This window comes from Thauera aminoaromatica (assembly GCF_000021765.1).
GTDB lineage: Bacteria > Pseudomonadota > Gammaproteobacteria > Burkholderiales > Rhodocyclaceae > Thauera > Thauera aminoaromatica.
Genome location: NC_011662.2, coordinates 787,231 through 806,537, shown reverse-complemented (window position 1 = coordinate 806,537; position 19,307 = coordinate 787,231). Strand labels below are relative to the sequence as shown.

Sequence of the window (19,307 nt, the reverse complement as noted above, 5' to 3'; positions counted from 1 at the left end):
TTCAGCCGCGCTCCTTGCGTACGCGGGCGATCAACTCGTCGGCGACCTTGAGCGTATTCTCGTGGCTGCCGGTGAGCGAGGCCGAGGTCAGGTAGCGTCCGCCGACCACCATGGACGGCACGCCCTGGATCTTCAGCGCGCGCGCGAGCTGGTCGGCGCGCTGCACCATCGAACCCACGCCGAAAGACTTGTAGGTCTCGACGAACTTCGCCGCATCGCCCACCTTGCCGGCGACCCACTCGGAAACCTGCTGCTCGTTGAACAGCGGACGCTTGTCGTCCTGCACCGCGGCGAAGATCGCCGGCTCGAGCGCGGCGAGATCGCCGGTGATCTGCGCGGCGTAGAACAGCCGGGCGAGACCGCTCAGCTGGGCGTTGTTCCACACCGCCGGCACCGCGCGGAAGGCGACGTCGGCCGGCAGCTTCTTCTTCCACGCGGTGATCAGCGGATGAAAGTCGCGACAGTGCGGGCAGCCGTAGTGGAAGAACTCGAGCACCTCGATCTTCGAGGGATCGTCCGCCTTCTGTGCCGGCTCGATGATCTGGAAGGGCTCGTTCGCCTGCACGACCGAGGCGGCGGGAAGGGCGAGGGCCAGGCCGGCCAGCTTGAGGGCATCACGACGATTCATGCGGAACTCCTTTGACTGAGGCTGGGTGAGACGCGGACGGCGCACGGACGTTCAATCCGTAGCGTGTCCAGGCTCACTGGTTGCGGCTCACCGAGGCATTGAAACCCGCATCGGAGAGGCGGGCCCGCATCGGGTTCATGTCCTCGGGCTTGGCGAAGGGACCGACGCGCACGCGGTGCACGATGCGCCCGTCGGGCAGCTGGGTGCGCTGCGCGCTCGCCTGGATGCCCGAGAGCGCCAGCCGCGCCTTGAGGTTGTCCGCTTCGGACGGGTTCTCGAACGAGCCCACCTGCAGGTAGATGCGCTCGTTGCGCTGGGGCGCGGGCGGCGTCACCGCCGCGGGCTGCGGCGAGGCCTCGAACACCGGCGCGGGGGCCTGCTGCGCGGGCACGGGCGGGGGCGGCGCCTGCACCTGGGGCGCGGGCACCGGCACGACCTGCGCCGCCGACGAAGGCACGTTGTCGCCCTGCGGCAGGATGCGGTAGAACTCGAAATCCTGCTTGGCCACCGGGCGGTCGCCCGGCTTGCCGGGCAGCGCCGCCGGCCCCTGCTCCGCCGGCGCCTGCACGCGCGGCGCCACCGGCGCAGCCTGGAAGGGATTGCTGCGGGTGAAGTACCACGCCGCGCCAGCCGCGATCAGCGCACCGAAGACGAGGCCGATGAAGATGCCGATCAGCGTTCCGCCGGCGCTCTTGGCCGGTGCGCGCGCCGGCTTGCGGACCGGGCCGCGATCTCGACTCACGATTGCCCCCCCTGCATCACATCGACTCGGGCGCGGACACGCCCAGCATCTTCAGGCCGGTGACCAGCACCTGGCGCACCGCCGCGGCGAGCGCGAGGCGGGCGAGCTTGAGCGCCTCGTCCTCGACCAGCATGCGCTCGGCGTTGTACCAGCTATGGAAGTCGGCAGCGAGATCCTTGAGGTAGAACGCGATCTGGTGCGGCGCGTAGCCGGCGGCGGCGTCCTGCACCAGCTCGGCGAAGCTCGCCAGACGCGCGCACAGCGCGAGCTCGCGCTCGTTCTGCAGCAGGCCGAGGTCGGCACCGGCCAGCTCCGCGGCCTCGCCGCCCCACTGGTCGAGCACCGAGCACACGCGGGCGTGGGCGTACTGGACGTAATACACCGGATTCTCGTTGCTCTGGCTCTTGGCGAGGTCGAGGTCGAAGTCGAGGTGCTGGTCGGACTTGCGCAGCACGTAGAAGAAGCGGCAGGCATCGTTGCCCACCTCGCGGCGCAGCTCGCGCAGGGTGACGAACTCGCCCGAGCGGGTGGACATCGAGGTCTTCTGGCCGTCGCGGTAGAGCACCGCGAACTGCACCAAGGCAACGTCCAGTCGGGCCGGATCGAGCCCGAGCGCGGCGATCGCGCCCTTCACGCGCGGGATGTAGCCGTGGTGGTCGGCGCCCCAGATGTCGATCATGCGGTCGAAGCCGCGCTCGTACTTGTTGAGGTGGTAGGCGATGTCGGAGGCGAAGTAGGTGAAGAGGCCGTTCTCGCGCTGCACGACGCGGTCCTTCTCGTCGCCGAAGGCGGTGGAGCGGAACCACTTCGCGCCGTCCTGGAGATAGATGTAACCGGCCTTCTCGAGCTGGGTCACCGCGCGCTCGACCAGGCCGGTGTCGAACAGGCTCTGCTCCGAGAACCACTTGTCGAAGCGCACGCCGAACTCCTGCAGGTCCTCGCGACCATCGCCGAGCTGCTCGTTGAGCGCGAAGCCGTGCACCCAAGGGTAGTCCTCGCCGAGCAGCTTCTTGGCGTTGGCGATCAGCGCGTCGAGGTGTTCCTCGCGCTGTTGCTTGGCCTCGTCGTCCTTGCGATCGGAAGGCGGCAGGCCGGGCGTCCCGGCCAGGATCTGCATGGCGGTGACCTTGGCGAAGCGGTCCTGATGGGCGTCGCGCATCTCGCGACCCATGTCGACCACGTAGTCGCCCTGGTAGGCGTTGGGCGGGAAGGGAATCTCGATGCCGAAGAAGGCGAGGTAGCGCAGCCAGGTCGACAGCGCCAGGATGTCCATCTGGCGGCCAGCGTCGTTCACGTAGTACTCGCGGCTGACCTCGTAGCCGGCGAAGGCGAGCACGTCCGAGAGCGAGGCGCCATAGGCGGCGCCGCGACCGTGGCCGACGTGGAGCGGGCCGGTGGGGTTGGCGGAGACGAACTCCACCTGCACCTTGATGCCCTTGCCTGCCCCGCGGCCGAAATCCGCGCCCCTGGCCAGCACCTCGCGCACCACCGCGGTCTTGGCGTCGGAGGCGAGCGTGAAGTTGATGAAGCCGGCGCCGGCGACCTCGGCCCTGGCGACCAGCTTCGAGGGCGGCAGCTCGGCGAGCAGCAGGCCGGCGAGCTCGCGCGGGTTGCGCTTGAGCGGCTTGGCGAGCTGCAGCGCGAGGTTGGTGGCGAAGTCGCCGTGGCTCGCCTGCTTCGGGCGCTCCAGCAGGATGGGGGTGGCGGCGAGATCCGGCGCGACGCTCTTCAGCGCGGTCTGGAGCAGGTCGGTCAGCAGGACTTTGGGATCGGCGCTCATGGCACTCGGAATGAATTCGAAACGCGCGATTATAGCGGATCGGCACGGTCCGCCCCGGCGAGGATGTGAGCGCAGGTTGCGCTGCGGTGCGCTCCCGCCCGTTCCCCCGCAGGCGCTTTCGGGCTAAAGTCCGCGGTTTGCGTCTGCCCGGCCTGTTAACGTGCGCCTCTTCCGCCTCGCCAAGATCGTCTCCGTCAGCCTGCGCTTCGGCCTCGACCGCATGGTGCTCGACGCCGACAGCAGTGGCCGGCTGGCGCACGTGTGGCACAAGGTCTTCTTCTGGCGCACCTTTTCCGAGTCGCGCGGCGCGCGCCTGCGCCAGGCGCTGGAGTCGCTCGGGCCGATCTTCGTCAAGTTCGGCCAGATGCTGTCGACCCGGCGCGACCTGTTGCCGCCCGACCTCGCCGACGAGCTCGCCCTGCTGCAGGACCGCGTCCCGCCCTTCCCGACCGAGCAGGCGCTCGAAGTGCTGGAAGGCTTCTACGGTCGTCCGATCGACGAGGTCTTCGACGACTTCGAGCGCACGCCGGTGGCCTCGGCCTCGGTGGCGCAAGTGCATTTCGCGCGCCTGCCCGACGGCACCGACGTCGCGGTCAAGGTGCTGCGCCCGGGCATCGAGCGCGTCATCGAGCACGACCTCGCCCTGCTCGAAGTCGCCGCGGTGCTGCTGGAGAAGATCTGGCCCGAAGGCCGCCGCCTCAAGCCACGCGAGGTGGTCGCAGAGTTCAGCAAGTACCTGCACGACGAGCTCGACCTGATGCGCGAGGCGGCCAACTGCTCGCAGCTGCGGCGCAACTTCACCGACTCCTCGCTGCTGATCGTGCCCGAGGTGTATTGGGACTGGTGCGGCAGCAAGGTCATGGTGATGGAGCGCATGCGCGGCGTGCCGATCTCGCAGACGCCGGCGCTGCTCGCCCAGGGCACCGATTTGAAAGCACTCTCCCGTGCCGGCGTGGAGATCTTCTTCACCCAGGTCTTCCGCGACGGCTTCTTCCACGCCGACATGCACCCGGGCAACATCTTCGTGCATCAGGACGGGCGCTACATCGCGCTCGACTTCGGCATCATGGGCACGCTCAACGAGGTGGACAAGAACTACCTCGCGACCAACTTCCTCGCCTTCTTCAAGCGCGACTACCGGCGCGTGGCGCTCGCCCACATCGAGGCCGGCTGGGTGCCGGCAAAGACGCGGGTGGACGAGTTCGAGGCGGCGATCCGCACCGTGTGCGAACCGATCTTCGACAAGCCCTTGAAGGACATCTCCTTCGGCAAGACCCTGCTGCGCCTGTTCCAGACCGCGCGCCGCTTCGAGATGGAGGTGCAGCCGCAGCTCGTGCTGCTGCAGAAGACCCTGCTCAACATCGAGGGTCTGGGCCGCCAGCTCGACCCCGAGCTCGATCTGTGGAAGACCGCCAAGCCCTTCCTCGAGCGCTGGATGGACGAGCGCATGGGCGTGCGCGCGCTGGTGCGCGGGGTCAAGGAAGAGGCGCCGGCCTGGGCCGGCACCCTGCCGCAGCTGCCGCGCCTGGTGCACCAGGCGCTCACCGAATCGGCCCGTCACCAGAGCGCCCAGCAGCAGCGCCTCGAAGAGCTCGCCGCCGGGCAACGCACCCAGGGCCGCCTGCTGCTCTTCATCGGCGCCATCGCCATGGGCCTGCTCGGCCTGGAGCTCTACCGCCTGTTCGGCTGACGCGCGCCGCGGCATTCAACGCCGACGTTGCGCCCATGCAATAAAGCGCGAACGATCAAGCCCTTGGCGCGCGCATCCCGCCCCCCGCGGCGGCGTTCTGTTGGTACACTCGCGCCCTCTTTTTTCGCTCACCGCGCGCGGATGCGCCAACACGAAAGGCCCAACCATGCTGCTCTGGCTTGTCGTCGCCTACCTGGTCGTCTCCATCGGCATCGGCCTGTATGCCGCCACCCGGGTGCACAATGCGCGTGACTACATCACCGCAGGGCGCAACCTGCCGATGATCGTCGTGCTGGCGATGGTGTTCGCCACCTGGTTCGGCGCCGAGACCGTGCTCGGCATCTCCGCCACCTTCCTCGAGGAAGGCTTCCACGGCCTGATCTCCGACCCGCTCGGCGCCTCGGCCTGCCTGGTGCTGTTCGGCCTCGTCTTCGCCCGCCCGTTGTACCGCATGAACCTGCTCACGCTGGGTGATTTCTTCCGCGTGCGCTACAACCGCACGACCGAACTCGTGCTGTCGATCTGCATCGTGCTCTCCTACCTGGGCTGGGTGGCGGCGCAGGTCACCGCGCTCGGGCTGGTGTTCAACGTGCTCTCGGGCGACGCGGTCACGATGAACCAGGGCATGCTGATCGGCGCCGGCGTCGTCCTCGTCTATACCCTGTTCGGTGGCATGTGGTCGGTGGCGATGACCACCTTCGTGCAGATGATCGTGATCGTGATCGGCCTGGTCTGGGTGAGCTGGATCGCCGGCGACATGGCGGGCGGCTTCGACAACGTGATCGCCAAGGCCGCGGCCGAAGGCAAGTTCGAGTTCCTGCCCGCGCTGGACGCGGTCGAGATCGTCGCCTGGATCGCCGCGTTCGCCACCATGGCACTCGGCTCTATCCCGCAGCAGGACGTGTTCCAGCGCGTGAATTCCTCCAGGAACGAGCGCGTCGCGATCTGGGGCACGACGCTCGGCGGGGTGAGCTACTTCTTCTTCGCCGCGGTGCCGCTCTTCCTCGCCTACACCGCCAACATCATCGATCCCGGCATGGTCGAGCGCCTGATGGAGCAGGACTCGCAGCTCATCCTGCCGACGCTGATCCTGCAGTACATGCCCTTCTACGCCCAGGTGATCTTCTTCGGCGCGCTGCTGTCGGTCATCATGTCGACCGCCTCCGGCACCCTGCTCGCCCCCTCGGTGACCTTCTCCGAGAACGTGCTGCGCGGCTTCTTCCCGGGCATGGGCGACCGCGCCTTCCTGCTCAGCACGCGCATCACCGTGGTGCTGTTCACCGCCTTCGTCACCTGGTACGCCACCAGCACCGAATCCTCGATCCACGAGATGGTCGAGAACGCCTACCGCGTCACCCTGGCCGGCGCCTTCGTGCCGCTCGCCGCCGGCCTGTTCTGGAAGCGCGCCAACAACCTCGGCGCCGCGCTGGCGATCATCCTCGGCCTGTCGACCTGGATCCTCTTCGAGCTCTTCGTCCCCGAAGGCGACATCGAGCCCCAGCTCTACGGCGTGGCGGCGAGCGCGCTCGGCATGCTGGCGGGTGGACTGATCGGCCGGCAGCCGCACCACCGCCCGCACATCGGCGGCCACCATGCGGCGGCGGGCACCCACCACACGCATCGCTGACCGTCCCGCGCCCGCCCGGGTGCGTGCAGCCCGCACCGGCGGCCGACGCGTTTGATGGTGATCAACGCGTCGGTCGCCGGTCTCGTTTATGGTTGCGGCGTTTTTTTCCTCTGGAAACCCCGCTCCATGTCCGTGTCTTCCCCGATCGAACTCGTCTGCCCCGCGGGCAGCCTCCCGGCCCTCAAGACGGCCATCGATCACGGCGCCGACTGCGTCTATCTCGGTTTCAAGGACGCCACCAACGCACGCAACTTTTCCGGGCTCAACTTCGATCCGGCGCAGGTGCGCGAGGGTGTCGCCTATGCGCACGCACGCAAGCGCAAGGTGCTGCTGGCGCTCAACACCTATCCCCAGACCGACAACTGGTCGTCCTGGACACAGGCGATCGACCGCGCCGCCGACTACGGCGTTGACGCGGTGATCCTCGCCGATCCCGGGCTCATGGCCTACGCCGCAAAGACCCACCCGCAGCTGCGCCTGCACCTGTCGGTGCAGGGCTCGGCGACCAGCTACGAGGCGATCAACTGGTACCGCGAACGCTTCGGCATCCAGCGCGCGGTGCTGCCGCGCGTGCTGTCGATGGCCCAGGTCGAGAGCGTGGTCGCCAACACCCAAGTCGAGATCGAGGTGTTCGGCTTCGGCGGCCTGTGCGTGATGGTCGAGGGCCGCTGCGCACTGTCGGCCTACGCCACCGGCGAGTCGCCCAACTGCAACGGCGCCTGCTCGCCGGGCAAGCACGTGCGCTGGGAAGACACCCCGCGCGGCATGGAGACGCGGCTCAACGGCATCCTCATCGACCGCTTCTCCGAAGGCGAGCGTGCCGGCTATCCCACCCTGTGCAAGGGTCGCTTCGAGGTCAACGACGAGACCTACTACGCCCTCGAGGAGCCCACCAGCCTCAACACGCTCGAGTTGCTGCCCGAACTCGCGCGCATCGGCATCCGCGCGATCAAGATCGAGGGTCGCCAGCGCAGCCCGGCCTACGTCGCCCAGGTCACCAAGGTGTGGCGTGCCGCGCTCGACAAGTTGAACAGCGGCGGCGCCGCAGGTTTCAGCGTGCTGCCGGCGTGGATGGCCGAACTCAACAAGGTCTCCGAAGGCCAGAGCCACACCCTCGGCGCCTACTACCGCCCGTGGAAGTGAGCCTCGCGCCGACCGCCCGCGCCGTCCCGACCCGATCCGATCGCCGCCGCGCGGAGCAGGCGCCCGCAGCGCGCCCGCCCGCGGCGTCGAGCCCCCCATCCGAATGAGAACCGCCCGATGAAACTCGCCCTCGGCCCCCTGCTCTACTACTGGCCCCACCAGAGCGTGCTCGACTTCTACGCCGACCTGGCCGAAGCCCCGCTCGACAGCGTCTATCTCGGCGAGACGGTGTGCTCGCGCCGCCACGAACTGCGCCTGGACGACTGGCTGGAGGTCGGCAAGGTTCTCGCCGCCGCCGGCAAGGAGGTGGTGATCAGCTCGCAGGCCCTGATCGAATCCGAGTCCGACCTCAAGACCCTGCGCCGCATCGTCCGGCAGCACGACTTCCGCGTCGAGGCCAACGACATGGGCGCGGTGCGCCTGCTCGTCGAGGCCGGCGTGGACAACTGGATCGCCGGCCCCACGCTGAACATCTTCAACCCCACGACGCTGCAGCTCATGATCGACTCGGGCGCGACGCGCTGGGCGGTCGCCCCCGAGATGTCGGGCGCGGCGCTCGCCGAGGTGCGCGCCGCGCTCGCCAGGCCGATCGAGACCGAAGTCTTCGCCTACGGCCGCCTGCCACTGGCGCACTCGGCGCGCTGCTTCACCGCCCGCCACTTCAACCTGCAAAAGGACACCTGCGAGTTCCGCTGCCTGTCGATCATGGACGGGATCACGCTGCGCACCCGCGAGGGCGCGCCCTTCCTGACGCTCAACGGCGTGCAGACCCAGTCTGCACGGGTGCACAACCTGCTCGGCGACCTGCCCGCCGTGCGCGCCAGCGCCGAGGTGCTGCGCATCAGCCCGCAAGGGGCGCACACTCGCCAGATCGTCGAACTCTTCCGCGCCGCGCTCGACGAGCAGCGCGGTCCGGCGGACGCGCTCGCCGCCAGCCGCGAGTGGATGGTCGAGGAGCCCTGCAACGGCTTCTGGCACGGCCGCGCCGGCGTCGAACAGTACGTCGCCGCCTGACCCCTTTCCGACCTGCTGCAAACCCGGAGTCCGCACATGCCCGCACTGCCTGCCCTGCCCCGCCCGCCGCTGCCTTCGCACTTGCTGCCCGGCAGCCTGCGCCAGCGCATCGGCGAACGCCTCGCCACCCTGCGCATCCCCGACTTCACCGTGCCCGCCCCGGTGGCGAAGCTGGTGTCGCGCCTGCCCCAGCAGCCGCCGACCCACGTGCTCACGCTCGCGCTCAACCTCGCGCTCGACCGCATCCTGCCGCGCGACACCCTCGAACCGCTGAGCGGCCGCCACCTGCAGATGCGTGTGCTCGACGCCGGGCTGACGCTCGACTTCACCCTCGGCGAGCGCGGCTTCCGCCGTGCCACCCCGGCCGCGGGCGCCAGACCGGACCTGATCCTCTCCGCCACCACGCGCGACTTCATGGCGCTGGCACTGCGCGAGGAAGACCCCGACACCCTTTTCTTCAGCCGCCGCCTGCGCATGGAAGGCGACACCGATCTCGGCCTGCTGGTCAAGAACACGCTCGACGCGGTGGACTGGGACGCCCTCAAGGCGAAGCTGCTCGGCCGCCACGGCTGACCCCCTGCAGGAGCGGCGCAAGCCGCGAACCGGCCCCTCCGGCCACCGCCGCGCATCGACCGCAGCGCGTCCGTCCGCATCCGCGGTAAGCTCGCGGTCCGCTGCCCGACGTTTGCCGCCATGCCCTCCGAATTCGACCTGATCCGGCGCCACTTCACCCGCCCCGCGCGCCACACCGAGCTCGCCGTGGGCGACGACGCCGCCCTGCTCGCGCCGCGCCCCGGCATGCGGCTGGCGGTGTCCACCGACATGCTGGTGGCCGGCACCCACTTCTTCGCCGACACCAACCCGGAAGGGCTAGGCTGGAAGACGCTCGCGGTCAACGTCTCCGACCTCGCCGCCATGGGCGCCGAGCCGCGCTGGGCCTTCCTCGCGCTCGCGCTGCCGCAGGCGGACGAGGCCTGGATCGCTGCCTTCGCGCGCGGCTTCTTCGCCTGCGCCGACGCCTTTGCGATCGACCTCGCCGGCGGCGACACCACGCGCGGACCGCTGACGCTTTCAGTGACCATCGTCGGCGAGGTCCCGGCCGGCGCCGCGATCACCCGTGGCGGAGCGCGTGCGGGCGACGACTTGTGGATCTCGGGCCAGCCCGGCCGCGCCGCGCTCGGGCTCGCGGCGCTGCGCGGCGAAACCGGCCTGGACGCCATCCACCACGCCGAATTCGTCGACGCCCTGCAACGGCCGCAGCCGCGCGTAGCGCTCGGGCTCGCGCTGCGCAGCCTGGCGAGCGCGATGCTGGACGTCTCCGACGGCCTGCTCGGCGATCTGCGACACCTCCTCGAATGCTCGGGCACGGGCGCCATCGTCGAGGTCGCGGCGCTGCCGCTCGCCGCGCTCGCCGCCAGCGGCGCCGATCCCGCGCTGTGCCGGCGCTGCCTGCTCGCGGGCGGAGACGACTACGAGCTGCTGTTCGCGGCCGCGCCCCGACACCGTGCCGAGATCGATGCCTTGTCGGCCCGACTCGACCTCCCCCTGCATCGCATCGGCGAATTCACCCCCGCACGCGAGCGCCTGCTGCTGCGCGAGGCCGACGGCGGCCTGGCGGCCCCGGCCGCATGCGGCTACGATCACTTCGCCTGAGGCCCGATCCGGCCCACCTCTCGAAACGACCATGCGCCCCACCGCCCGCCTGCTGATGAGCCACCCCGCCCACTTCATCTCGCTGGGCTTCGGCGCCGGGCTGTCGCCGTGGGCGCCGGGCACGGTCGGTACCCTGCTCGGGTGGGCGATCTACCCACTGATCCGCACCCCGGTGTCGGAGTTCGTCTTCCTCGCACTGCTCGCCAGCTTCTTCCTCGCCGGCGTGCTCGCCGCCGAGCGCACCGGGCAAGCGCTGGGGGTGCCAGACCACGGCGGCATCGTCTGGGACGAGATGGTGGCGATCTGGCTGGTGCTGCTGTTCACCCCCGCCGGGCTGCTGTGGCAGGCGATCGCGGTCGCACTGTTCCGCTTCTTCGACATCGTCAAACCGCCTCCGGTGCGCTGGGCCGACCGCAGCTTCAAGGGCGGCTTCGGGGTCATGTTCGACGACCTCGTCGCCGCCGGCTACACCCTGCTGGCGCTCGCGGTGCTGGTCCACCTGCTGGGGAGCTGAGACCATGACCGATCACGAACTCGACGCCCTCGCGCGCAGGGTGGGCGAAGCCCTCGCCAACCGCAGGCTGTGGCTGGCCACCGCGGAGTCCTGCACCGGCGGCTGGATCGCCGAGGCCGTCACCGCGATCGCCGGCAGCTCGGGCTGGTTCGACCGCGGCTTCGTGACCTACTCGAACGACGCCAAGGCTGACATGCTCGGCGTGCGCGCCGCGACGCTGGAGACGCACGGCGCGGTCAGCGAAGCCACCGTGAGCGAAATGGCCGCGGGCGCGCTCGACCGCAGCCGCGCCGACCTCGCGGTGGCCGTGTCCGGGGTCGCGGGACCGGGTGGAGGCAGCCCCGCCAAGCCGGTCGGCACGGTCTGCCTCGCTTGGGCACGGCGCGACGGCCCCACCGGGGTCGTCACCGTCCATCTCGACGGCGACCGCGCCGCGGTGCGCCGGCAGACGGTGATCCTCGCCCTGCAAGGCGTACTCGAACGCTGCGTCTGAGGGGCGCAGGGCGCACGGGGCCGGGAAATCCGAACCGCCACCCTCGCCACTTCGCCGGACGCAGCCCCGCGCCGGAAATCCGCATGACATGTTTGCTGTAATTGCATACAGGCTCTACACTTACGGCATCAGGCCTGCACCCCGCATGTCTGCAATCTTTGTGCCATAATCAGGCAATCAAACAGGACGCACTTCCATGGACGAAAACAAGGCCAAAGCCCTCTCCGCGGCGCTGTCGCAGATCGAAAAGCAGTTCGGCAAGGGTTCGATCATGCGCATGGGCGACGGCAGCATCGAGCGCGACATCCAGACCGTCTCCACCGGCTCGCTCGGACTCGACATCGCGCTCGGGCTCGGCGGTCTGCCGCGCGGTCGGGTGGTCGAGATCTACGGCCCCGAATCCTCCGGCAAGACCACGCTCACCCTGCAGGTCATCGCCGAGATGCAGAAGCTCGGCGGCACCGCGGCCTTCATCGACGCCGAGCACGCGCTCGACGTCGGCTACGCGGAAAAACTCGGCGTCGACATCGAGGATCTGCTGATCTCGCAGCCCGACACCGGCGAACAGGCGCTCGAGATCGCCGACATGCTGGTGCGCTCGGGCGGCGTGGACATCGTGGTCATCGACTCGGTCGCCGCGCTCACCCCCAAGGCCGAGATCGAGGGCGAGATGGGCGACCAGCTCCCCGGCCTGCAGGCCCGCCTGATGTCGCAGGCACTGCGCAAGCTCACCGCCAACATCAAGCGCACCAATACCCTGGTGATCTTCATCAACCAGATCCGCATGAAGATCGGCGTGATGTTCGGCAGCCCGGAGACCACCACCGGCGGCAACGCGCTCAAGTTCTACGCCTCGGTGCGCATGGACATCCGCCGCACCGGCACGATCAAGAAGGGTGACGAGGTGGTCGGCTCCGAGACCCGCGTCAAGGTGGTCAAGAACAAGGTCTCGCCACCGTTCAAGGAAGCCCACTTCGACATCCTTTACGGCGAGGGCATCTCGCGCGAAGGCGAGATCATCGACCTCGGCGTCGAGCACAAGATCGTCGACAAGTCGGGCGCCTGGTACGCCTACAAGGGCGACAAGATCGGCCAGGGCAAGGACAACTCGCGCGAGTTCCTGCGCGCCAACCCGGTGCTGGCCCGCGAGATCGAGAACAAGGTGCGGGTCGCGGTCGGCCTGCCCGAGCTGCCGCCCGCCGCCGCGTCCGCCCCGGCGCCGGCCGAGGCCTGACCCCGTCGGCACCGACATGGGCGAGCCGAGCCTGCGCGAACGTGCGCTCCGCCATCTCGCCCGGCGCGACCACTCGCGCGCCGAACTTGCGCGCAAGCTCGCACCCCATGGCGAGCCGGCCGAGATCGAAGCGGTGCTCGAGCGCATGCGCGAGCTCGGCCTGCAGTCCGACGAGCGCTACGCCGAGGCCTTCGTGCGCGGCAAGGCGGCGCGCTTCGGCACCGCACGATTGCGCAACGAGCTCGTGCGGCGAGGCATCGACCGTGACCGGATCGACGAGGCGCTCGCCGACGAGTGCGTAGAATCCGAGATCGAGCGGGCGCGCGCGGTGCTGCACGGCCGCTTCGCCACCCCACCCGCCGACGCACGCGAATGGGCGCGCCAGGCGCGCTTCCTGCAAACCCGGGGCTTCGCCCCCGAGCTGATCCGCAAGCTGCTGAAAGAGCCCTACGATGAGTCTGCTTAAGGTCGCCGGCCTGCAAAAGCGCTACAAGGCGCGCACCGTGGTGCATGACGTCGGCTTCGAGGTCGGCTCGGGCGAGGTCGTCGGCCTGCTCGGTCCCAACGGCGCCGGCAAGACCACCTGCTTCTACATGATTGTGGGTCTGGTGCGCGCCGACGGCGGCCAGATCGCCCTCGACGGCACCGACCTCACCCACCTGCCGATCCACGCCCGCGCGCGTTTGGGCCTGTCCTACCTGCCGCAGGAGATGAGCGTGTTCCGCAAGCTCAGCGTGGCCGAGAATATCCGCGCCGTGCTCGAACTCCAGGGGCTCGAACGCCGCCAGATCGAGGAGCGGCTCGAGGAACTGCTGATGGAACTGGGCATCCATCACCTGCGCGACAACACCGCGATCTCGCTCTCGGGTGGGGAGCGCCGGCGCTGCGAGATCGCCCGCGCGCTCGCCACCGACCCGCGCCTGATCCTGCTCGACGAGCCCTTCGCCGGGGTCGATCCGATCGCGGTCATCGACATCCAGAAGATCATCCGCTTCCTCAAGGAGCGCGGTATCGGCGTGCTGATCACCGACCACAACGTGCGCGAGACCTTGGGCATCTGCGACCGCGCCTACATCATCAGCGAAGGTCGCGTGCTGGCGAGCGGAGAGCCTACCGAGATCATCGAGAACGAGCGCGTGCGCCAGGTCTACCTCGGCGAGCACTTCCGCCTGTGAGCCCGCCCTCCTGCCGACCGCGATGAAACCCAGCCTCCAGCTCAAGCTCTCCCAGCACCTCACGCTGACGCCCCAGCTGCAGCAGTCGATCAAGCTGCTGCAGCTGTCTACGATCGAGCTGAACCAGGAGATCGAGCGCGTGCTGCTCGAGAATCCCATGCTCGAGCGCGAGGATGGCGACGGCGGCGTCGACTACGCCCCCGCGCCGCCGCCGGGCAACGCGCCCGAGCGCGAAGCCGCGCCGGAACCCGCCGCCGAACCGGCGGGCGAGTCGATCACGCACGAGGGCGGCGAAGGCAGCAGCGAGGACGAGGGCATCGACTGGTCCAACGTGGGTCAGGGCGCGTCCAGCCGCAGCGAGGACGACGAGGACGGCGACTACCAGGACATCCAGGCCGCCGGCGTGTCGCTGCGCGAACACCTCGACCAGCAGGTCGCCCTCTCGCCCCTGTCCGACCGCGACCGCGCGCTGGTGCGCTTCCTGATCGAGGCACTCGACGACGACGGCTACCTGCACCAGCCGCTGGAAGATCTCCTCGAGCTGTTGCCGCAGGACGCCGAGGTCGATCTCGACGAGCTCGCCATCGCCCTGCGCCACGTGCAGAGCCTCGAGCCGGCCGGGATCGGCGCGCGCAGCCCGCAGGAATGTCTGGCCCTGCAGCTCCAGGCCTTGCCCGAGTGCCCGATACGCCCTCTCGCTCTCGAGATCGTGACCAGCCACCTCGAACTGCTCGCGGAGCGCAACTTCGCCCGTATCCGCAAGCTCACCGGCTGTGACGACGAGGGTCTGCGCGAAGCGCAGGCCCTGATCTGCAGCCTCGACCCCCACCCCGGCTCGCGCTACTCCACCGCCGAGACGCGCTACGTGCTGCCCGACGTCGTCGTGCGCAAGCTGCGCGGCCAATGGACCGTGAGCCTGAACCAGGAAGCGATGCCCCGCCTGCGCATCAACCGCCTGTACGCGAGCCTGTTGCAGCAGAACCGCGCACAGGGCGGCGGCCTCGGCGGGCAGCTGCAGGAGGCGCGCTGGCTGATCAAGAACGTCCAGCAGCGCTTCGACACCATCCTGCGCGTGTCCCAGGCCATCGTTGACCAGCAACGGCAGTTCTTCGATCATGGGGACGTGGCGATGCGGCCACTCACCCTAAGGGAGATCGCAGACCAGCTCGAGCTGCACGAATCCACCGTCTCGCGCGTCACCACGCAGAAGTACATGGCGACGCCGCGCGGAGTCTTCGAGCTCAAGTATTTTTTCGGCAGTCATGTCGCGACCGACACCGGCGGTGCGGCTTCCTCCACGGCGATTCGTGCGCTGATTCGCCAGCTGGTGGACGCGGAGGACAGCAAGAAGCCGCTGTCCGACGCCAAGATCGCCGAAATTCTCGGCCAACAGGGAATCGTCGTGGCGAGGCGCACGATCGCCAAGTACCGCGAGTCCCTCAACATCCCGCCGGTCAGCCTGCGCAAATCCCTCTGACAACAACAGGAGTCATCCATGAATCTGAACATCACCGGGCGCCACGTCGAAGTCACCCCCGCCATCCGCGAATACGTGACCTCCAAGCTCGATCGCGTCATCCGCCATTTCGACAACGTCACCAGCGTCACCGTCATCCTGTCGGTCGAAAAGCTCAAGCAGAAAGCCGAGGTGACGCTGCACGTGCGCGGCAAGGACCTCTTCGTCGAAGCGGACGACGCCGACCTCTACGCGGCGATCGACGCGATGACCGACAAGCTCGACCGTCAGGTTCAGAAGTACAAGCAGAAGCAGTCCGACCATAACCACGAGTCGCTCAAGCACCAGGTCCCCGAGGCCTGAGGACCGGCTTGAAGCTCCCCGTCCGGGGTGTGGTTATAATGCGCGCGTTTTCACGAAGCGCGGCCGCACACGCCCCGGACCGGATTCCCGCCCCCCTGGCGGCAGCTGACGGAAGAGTGCGCGAGCCCACCTGCGAATGAGCCTGATATCCCAACTCCTGCCGCTTTCCAACGTGGTGATCGATCTCGACGCGAGCAGCAAGAAGCGCGTCTTTGAACAGGCCGGCCTGCTGTTCGAGAACAACCAGGGCATCGCCCGCAGCACCGTGTTCGACAGCCTGTTCACCCGCGAACGCCTCGGCTCGACCGGACTGGGTCAGGGCATCGCCATCCCGCACGGCCGCATCAAGGGGCTCAAGGACGCCGCCGGCGCTTTTCTGCGCCTGGCCACCCCGGTGCAGTTCGATGCTCCCGACGGCCGTCCGGTGGACATGCTGTTCGTGCTGCTCGTGCCCGAACAGGCCAACGAAACCCATCTGCAGTTGCTCTCCGAGCTCGCGCAGATGTTCAGCGACCGCGAGTTCCGCGAGACCCTGCACGGCGCGACGGATGCCGCACAGATCCACCGCCTGTTCGTGAATTGGGGTGCCGATGCGGCAAACCAGCCTGACCCGGCTGTATGAGGCGCACCGCGAAAGCCTGAGCCTCGTCCACGTCAGCGGACCGATCGGTGCCCGTCTGTCGGTCGCCGAAGAGCGCATCTGGCCGGCCGACCTCGTCGGCCACCTCAACCTGATCCACCCCACCCGGCTACAGGTGCTCGGCGCCGCAGAGCTCGCGTGGGCGCAACGCCAGGCGAACGAGAAGGTCGCCCACCACCTCAACGAGATCCTCTCGGCGCACCCCCCCGCGATCATCGTCGCCGACGGCTGCGAGATCCCCAACATCCTCCACGGCATCTGCGAGGCGCACGACGTCGCGCTGTTCACCGCGCGCCACCCCTCGGCGAGCGTGATCGACCAGCTCCGCCTCTACCTGTCGCGCGAGCTCGCCGAGAAGGTCTCGCTGCACGGCGTGTTCATGGACGTGCTCGGGCTCGGCGTGATGATCACCGGCGATTCCGGCGCGGGCAAATCCGAGCTCGGCCTCGAGCTGATCTCGCGCGGCCACGGCCTTGTCGCCGACGACGTGGTCGAGCTGTCGCGCATCGCGCCCACGGTGCTCGAGGGCCGCTGCCCCGAGATGCTGCAGGATTTCATCGAAGTGCGCGGCCTCGGCCTGATCAACATCCGCACCATCTTCGGCGAGACCGCGTGCCGGCGGAAGATGCGCCTGCGCCTGATCTGCCACCTCGACCGCCGCCAACCCGGTCCCGACGACCCCTGCCGGCTGCCGCTGCAGCAGGAGACGCAGGACATCCTCGGCGTGAAGGTCGCCCGCGTCGTGCTGCCGGTGGCCGCGGGACGCAACCTCGCGGTGCTGCTCGAGGCCGCAGTGCGCTCGACCATCCTCAAGCTGCGCGGCATCGACTCCACCCAGGAATTCATCGACCGCCAGGCGCGCGCGCTGCACGCCGAAGAGGCCTACCGCGCCGACTGAGCCACCCGCACTTGCGGCACGGCGCCGCCGGCTGTTACGCTCGATCGCTTTGCAGCAGCCTACTGGCCGGCCATGAGCTCCACTCCCGATTACCTGGAACGCATCCTCAACGCGCAGGTGTACGACGTCGCCGTCGAGACACCGCTCGACCTCGCCACCAACCTGTCGGCGCGCACGCACAACCGCATCTACTTCAAGCGCGAGGACATGCAGCCGGTGTTCAGCTTCAAGATCCGCGGCGCCTACAACAAGATGGCGAACCTGTCGCCGCAGGCCTTGAAGCGCGGCGTGATCTGCGCCTCGGCGGGCAACCACGCCCAGGGCGTGGCGCTGTCGGCGGCCAGGCTGGGCGTGCGCGCGGTGATCGTGATGCCGAGCACCACGCCGCAGATCAAGATCGACGCGGTCAAGGCGCGCGGCGGCGAGGTCGTGCTCGCAGGCGAATCCTATTCCGACGCCTACACGCACGCGCTCGAGCTCGAGAAGAGCGAGAAACTCACCTTCGTCCACCCCTTCGACGACCCCGACGTGATCGCAGGCCAGGGCACGGTGGGCCTGGAGATCCTGCGCGCGCACCCGAAGCCGATCCACGCGGTGTTCTGCTGTGTCGGCGGCGGCGGGCTGATCGCCGGCGTGGCGGCCTACATCAAGCGCCTGCGCCCGGAGACGAAGATCATCGGCGTCGAGGCGGTGGACGCCGACGCGATGACGCGCTCGCTCGCCGCGGGCAAGCGCATCGCGCTCGAGCAGGTCGGCATCTTCGCCGACGGCGCCGCCGTCAAGGAGGTCGGTGCCGAGACCTTCCGCCTGTGCCAGCAGTATGTGGACGAGATGATCGTGGTCGACAACGACGCCATCTGCGCCGCGATCAAGGACGTCTTCGAGGACACCCGCTCCATCCTCGAGCCCGCCGGCGCGCTCGCCGTCGCCGGCGCCAAGGAGTACGCCCGCCGCAACAAGCTGCGCGACAAGAGCCTGGTGGCGGTGGCCTCGGGGGCCAACATGAACTTCGACCGCCTGCGCTTCGTCGCCGAGCGCGCCGAGCTCGGCGAGCAGCGCGAGGCCGTGCTCGCGGTGACCATCCCCGAGAAGCCGGGCTCCTTCCGCAAGTTCATCAGCGTGCTCGGCAACCGCAACATCACCGAGTTCAACTACCGCTACGCCGACGCCGAGCGCGCCCACATCTTCGTCGGCGTCACCGTGCACAACCGCAGCGAGGTCGGACGCCTGGTCGAGATGCTCGAGCGCCACGAGCTGCCTGCGCTCGACCTCACCGACGACGAGATGGCCAAGTCGCACGTGCGCTACATGGTGGGCGGACGCGCACCGCAGGTGGAAAACGAGGTGGTATACCGCTTCGTCTTCCCCGAGCGCCCGGGCGCGCTGATGAATTTCCTCTCCAACCTGCGCTCGGACTGGAACATCTCGCTGTTCCACTACCGCAACCACGGCTCCGACTTCGGCCGCGTGCTGGTCGGCATGCAGGTGCCGCCGGCCGACAAGGACGCCTTCGACGCCTTCCTGCAGCGGCTCGGCTACGACTACGTGGCCGAGACCGACAACCCCGCCTACCGCATGTTCCTGTCCGGGAGCTGAGCCCCGCAGGCAGGCCGTGCAGGGTTGCAGCCGCCGCTCAGGCGCGCGGCTTCGCCACCCCCGCCTCGGTCACCAGCCAGTCCATCGGGCGATCGAACTCCTGCGGCAGCGTGTCGGGCACGCGCCCGACCTCGAAGCCCACGCCCACCGCCACGGTGCGCAGCACCGCCAGCGTGCGGTCGAAGTAGCCCCCTCCGTAGCCGAGGCGGTAGCCGCGTTCGTCGAAGGCATTGAGGGGGATCAGCACCAGCTCGGGCTCGACCGCCTCGCCGTCCGCCGGGTGGGGGATGCCATGGCGGTCGAGCGGCATCGGCACGCCCGGCGTCCACGCGCGGAACATCATCGGCGCATGGCGCTCGAGCACCACCGGCAAGGCCGCCACCCGCCCGGGCGCGGCCGCACGCCAGGCCTGCACCCACGGGCGCAGGTCGGGCTCGGCGCGGTAGGGCCAGCAGAAGGCGAGCCGGCGTGGCTGCAAGCGTCCGACCAGGTCGTCGAGATGCTCGCCGATTGCCGCGGCGAGGCGCTCGCGACGCTCGGCAGGCAGGCGCTCGCGCAACGCCAGCGCATGTTCGCGCATGCGCTGGCGACGCGCGCCGGGATCATGGGACAAGGGGGCGAAACTCATCTTCGATATGGTATGGTTGGCGGTCAAACGGAG

Annotated in this window: 20 protein-coding genes; 16 read left to right on the top strand and 4 right to left on the bottom strand. The window is 69.0% G+C overall.

Features of this window, described 5'->3' with window-relative positions; all coding sequences use genetic code 11:
* Position 1: 1 nt before the first annotated feature.
* The 3 genes from TMZ1T_RS03515 to argS form a co-directional block, all read right to left on the bottom strand.
* Positions 2 to 628, bottom strand: a complete 627-nt coding sequence (locus tag TMZ1T_RS03515; RefSeq protein ID WP_012584602.1) for a thiol:disulfide interchange protein DsbA/DsbL — start codon at positions 626 to 628, stop codon at positions 2 to 4.
* 73 nt (positions 629 to 701) lie between these two features.
* Positions 702 to 1,370 carry an SPOR domain-containing protein gene (locus tag TMZ1T_RS03510; protein ID WP_012584601.1) on the bottom strand — a complete coding sequence of 223 codons (669 nt, stop codon included), beginning with the start codon at positions 1,368 to 1,370 and terminating at the stop codon, positions 702 to 704.
* A 16-nt stretch (positions 1,371 to 1,386) separates the two neighbouring features.
* Positions 1,387 to 3,150, bottom strand: a complete 1,764-nt coding sequence (argS, locus tag TMZ1T_RS03505) for an arginine--tRNA ligase (RefSeq protein ID WP_012584600.1) — start codon at positions 3,148 to 3,150, stop codon at positions 1,387 to 1,389.
* Between the two features lie 160 nt (positions 3,151 to 3,310).
* Between argS and ubiB the strand changes: the two genes are divergently transcribed.
* From ubiB to ilvA, 16 genes are all read left to right on the top strand, one after another.
* Positions 3,311 to 4,840 carry a ubiquinone biosynthesis regulatory protein kinase UbiB gene (ubiB, locus tag TMZ1T_RS03500; RefSeq protein ID WP_012584599.1) on the top strand — a complete coding sequence of 510 codons (1,530 nt, stop codon included), beginning with the start codon at positions 3,311 to 3,313 and terminating at the stop codon, positions 4,838 to 4,840.
* Positions 4,841 to 5,006: 166 nt separating this feature from the next.
* Complete coding sequence (locus TMZ1T_RS03495; RefSeq protein ID WP_012584598.1) at positions 5,007 to 6,467, top strand: sodium:solute symporter family protein; 1,461 nt, start codon at positions 5,007 to 5,009, stop codon at positions 6,465 to 6,467.
* A 126-nt stretch (positions 6,468 to 6,593) separates the two neighbouring features.
* Entirely contained in the window at positions 6,594 to 7,610 is a 1,017-nt protein-coding gene (gene ubiU, locus TMZ1T_RS03490; protein ID WP_012584597.1) for a ubiquinone anaerobic biosynthesis protein UbiU, read from the top strand.
* A 117-nt stretch (positions 7,611 to 7,727) separates the two neighbouring features.
* Positions 7,728 to 8,624 (top strand): U32 family peptidase, encoded by an 897-nt coding sequence (locus TMZ1T_RS03485; RefSeq protein WP_004306781.1) that lies wholly within the window; start codon positions 7,728 to 7,730, stop codon positions 8,622 to 8,624.
* A gap of 36 nt (positions 8,625 to 8,660) precedes the next feature.
* On the top strand, positions 8,661 to 9,197 hold the full coding sequence (gene ubiT / locus TMZ1T_RS03480) for a ubiquinone anaerobic biosynthesis accessory factor UbiT (protein ID WP_004306779.1): 537 nt from the start codon (positions 8,661 to 8,663) through the stop codon (positions 9,195 to 9,197).
* 120 nt (positions 9,198 to 9,317) lie between these two features.
* Complete coding sequence (gene thiL / locus TMZ1T_RS03475; protein WP_012584596.1) at positions 9,318 to 10,277, top strand: thiamine-phosphate kinase; 960 nt, start codon at positions 9,318 to 9,320, stop codon at positions 10,275 to 10,277.
* Between the two features lie 31 nt (positions 10,278 to 10,308).
* Positions 10,309 to 10,791: a phosphatidylglycerophosphatase A family protein gene (locus tag TMZ1T_RS03470; protein ID WP_004306772.1), complete on the top strand. Its 483-nt coding sequence runs from the start codon at positions 10,309 to 10,311 to the stop codon at positions 10,789 to 10,791.
* A 4-nt stretch (positions 10,792 to 10,795) separates the two neighbouring features.
* Positions 10,796 to 11,284, top strand: a complete 489-nt coding sequence (pncC, locus tag TMZ1T_RS03465; RefSeq protein ID WP_012584595.1) for a nicotinamide-nucleotide amidase — start codon at positions 10,796 to 10,798, stop codon at positions 11,282 to 11,284.
* A 196-nt stretch (positions 11,285 to 11,480) separates the two neighbouring features.
* Positions 11,481 to 12,518 (top strand): recombinase RecA, encoded by a 1,038-nt coding sequence (recA, locus tag TMZ1T_RS03460; protein ID WP_004306766.1) that lies wholly within the window; start codon positions 11,481 to 11,483, stop codon positions 12,516 to 12,518.
* Positions 12,519 to 12,534: 16 nt separating this feature from the next.
* Positions 12,535 to 12,984 (top strand): recombination regulator RecX, encoded by a 450-nt coding sequence (gene recX / locus TMZ1T_RS03455; protein WP_004306763.1) that lies wholly within the window; start codon positions 12,535 to 12,537, stop codon positions 12,982 to 12,984.
* Complete coding sequence (gene lptB, locus TMZ1T_RS03450) at positions 12,971 to 13,693, top strand: LPS export ABC transporter ATP-binding protein (protein ID WP_004306760.1); 723 nt, start codon at positions 12,971 to 12,973, stop codon at positions 13,691 to 13,693. The genes recX and lptB overlap by 14 nt, the downstream gene beginning before the upstream one ends.
* 22 nt (positions 13,694 to 13,715) lie before the next feature.
* Complete coding sequence (locus TMZ1T_RS03445; RefSeq protein WP_004306755.1) at positions 13,716 to 15,170, top strand: RNA polymerase factor sigma-54; 1,455 nt, start codon at positions 13,716 to 13,718, stop codon at positions 15,168 to 15,170.
* A gap of 18 nt (positions 15,171 to 15,188) precedes the next feature.
* Positions 15,189 to 15,512 (top strand): ribosome hibernation-promoting factor, HPF/YfiA family, encoded by a 324-nt coding sequence (gene hpf / locus TMZ1T_RS03440; protein WP_004306751.1) that lies wholly within the window; start codon positions 15,189 to 15,191, stop codon positions 15,510 to 15,512.
* Positions 15,513 to 15,648: 136 nt separating this feature from the next.
* The gene (ptsN, locus tag TMZ1T_RS03435; protein ID WP_012584594.1) at positions 15,649 to 16,134 is read left to right on the top strand and encodes a PTS IIA-like nitrogen regulatory protein PtsN; all 486 of its coding nucleotides are present in this window, start codon (positions 15,649 to 15,651) and stop codon (positions 16,132 to 16,134) included.
* On the top strand, positions 16,103 to 17,050 hold the full coding sequence (hprK, locus tag TMZ1T_RS03430) for an HPr(Ser) kinase/phosphatase (RefSeq protein WP_004306747.1): 948 nt from the start codon (positions 16,103 to 16,105) through the stop codon (positions 17,048 to 17,050). The genes ptsN and hprK overlap by 32 nt, the downstream gene beginning before the upstream one ends.
* 72 nt (positions 17,051 to 17,122) lie before the next feature.
* Entirely contained in the window at positions 17,123 to 18,646 is a 1,524-nt protein-coding gene (ilvA, locus tag TMZ1T_RS03425; protein WP_004306745.1) for a threonine ammonia-lyase, biosynthetic, read from the top strand.
* Positions 18,647 to 18,683: 37 nt separating this feature from the next.
* Here ilvA and TMZ1T_RS03420 read toward each other — a convergent pair whose 3' ends face one another.
* The gene (locus TMZ1T_RS03420; protein WP_012584593.1) at positions 18,684 to 19,274 is read right to left on the bottom strand and encodes a 5-formyltetrahydrofolate cyclo-ligase; all 591 of its coding nucleotides are present in this window, start codon (positions 19,272 to 19,274) and stop codon (positions 18,684 to 18,686) included.
* Positions 19,275 to 19,307: the final 33 nt, after the last annotated feature.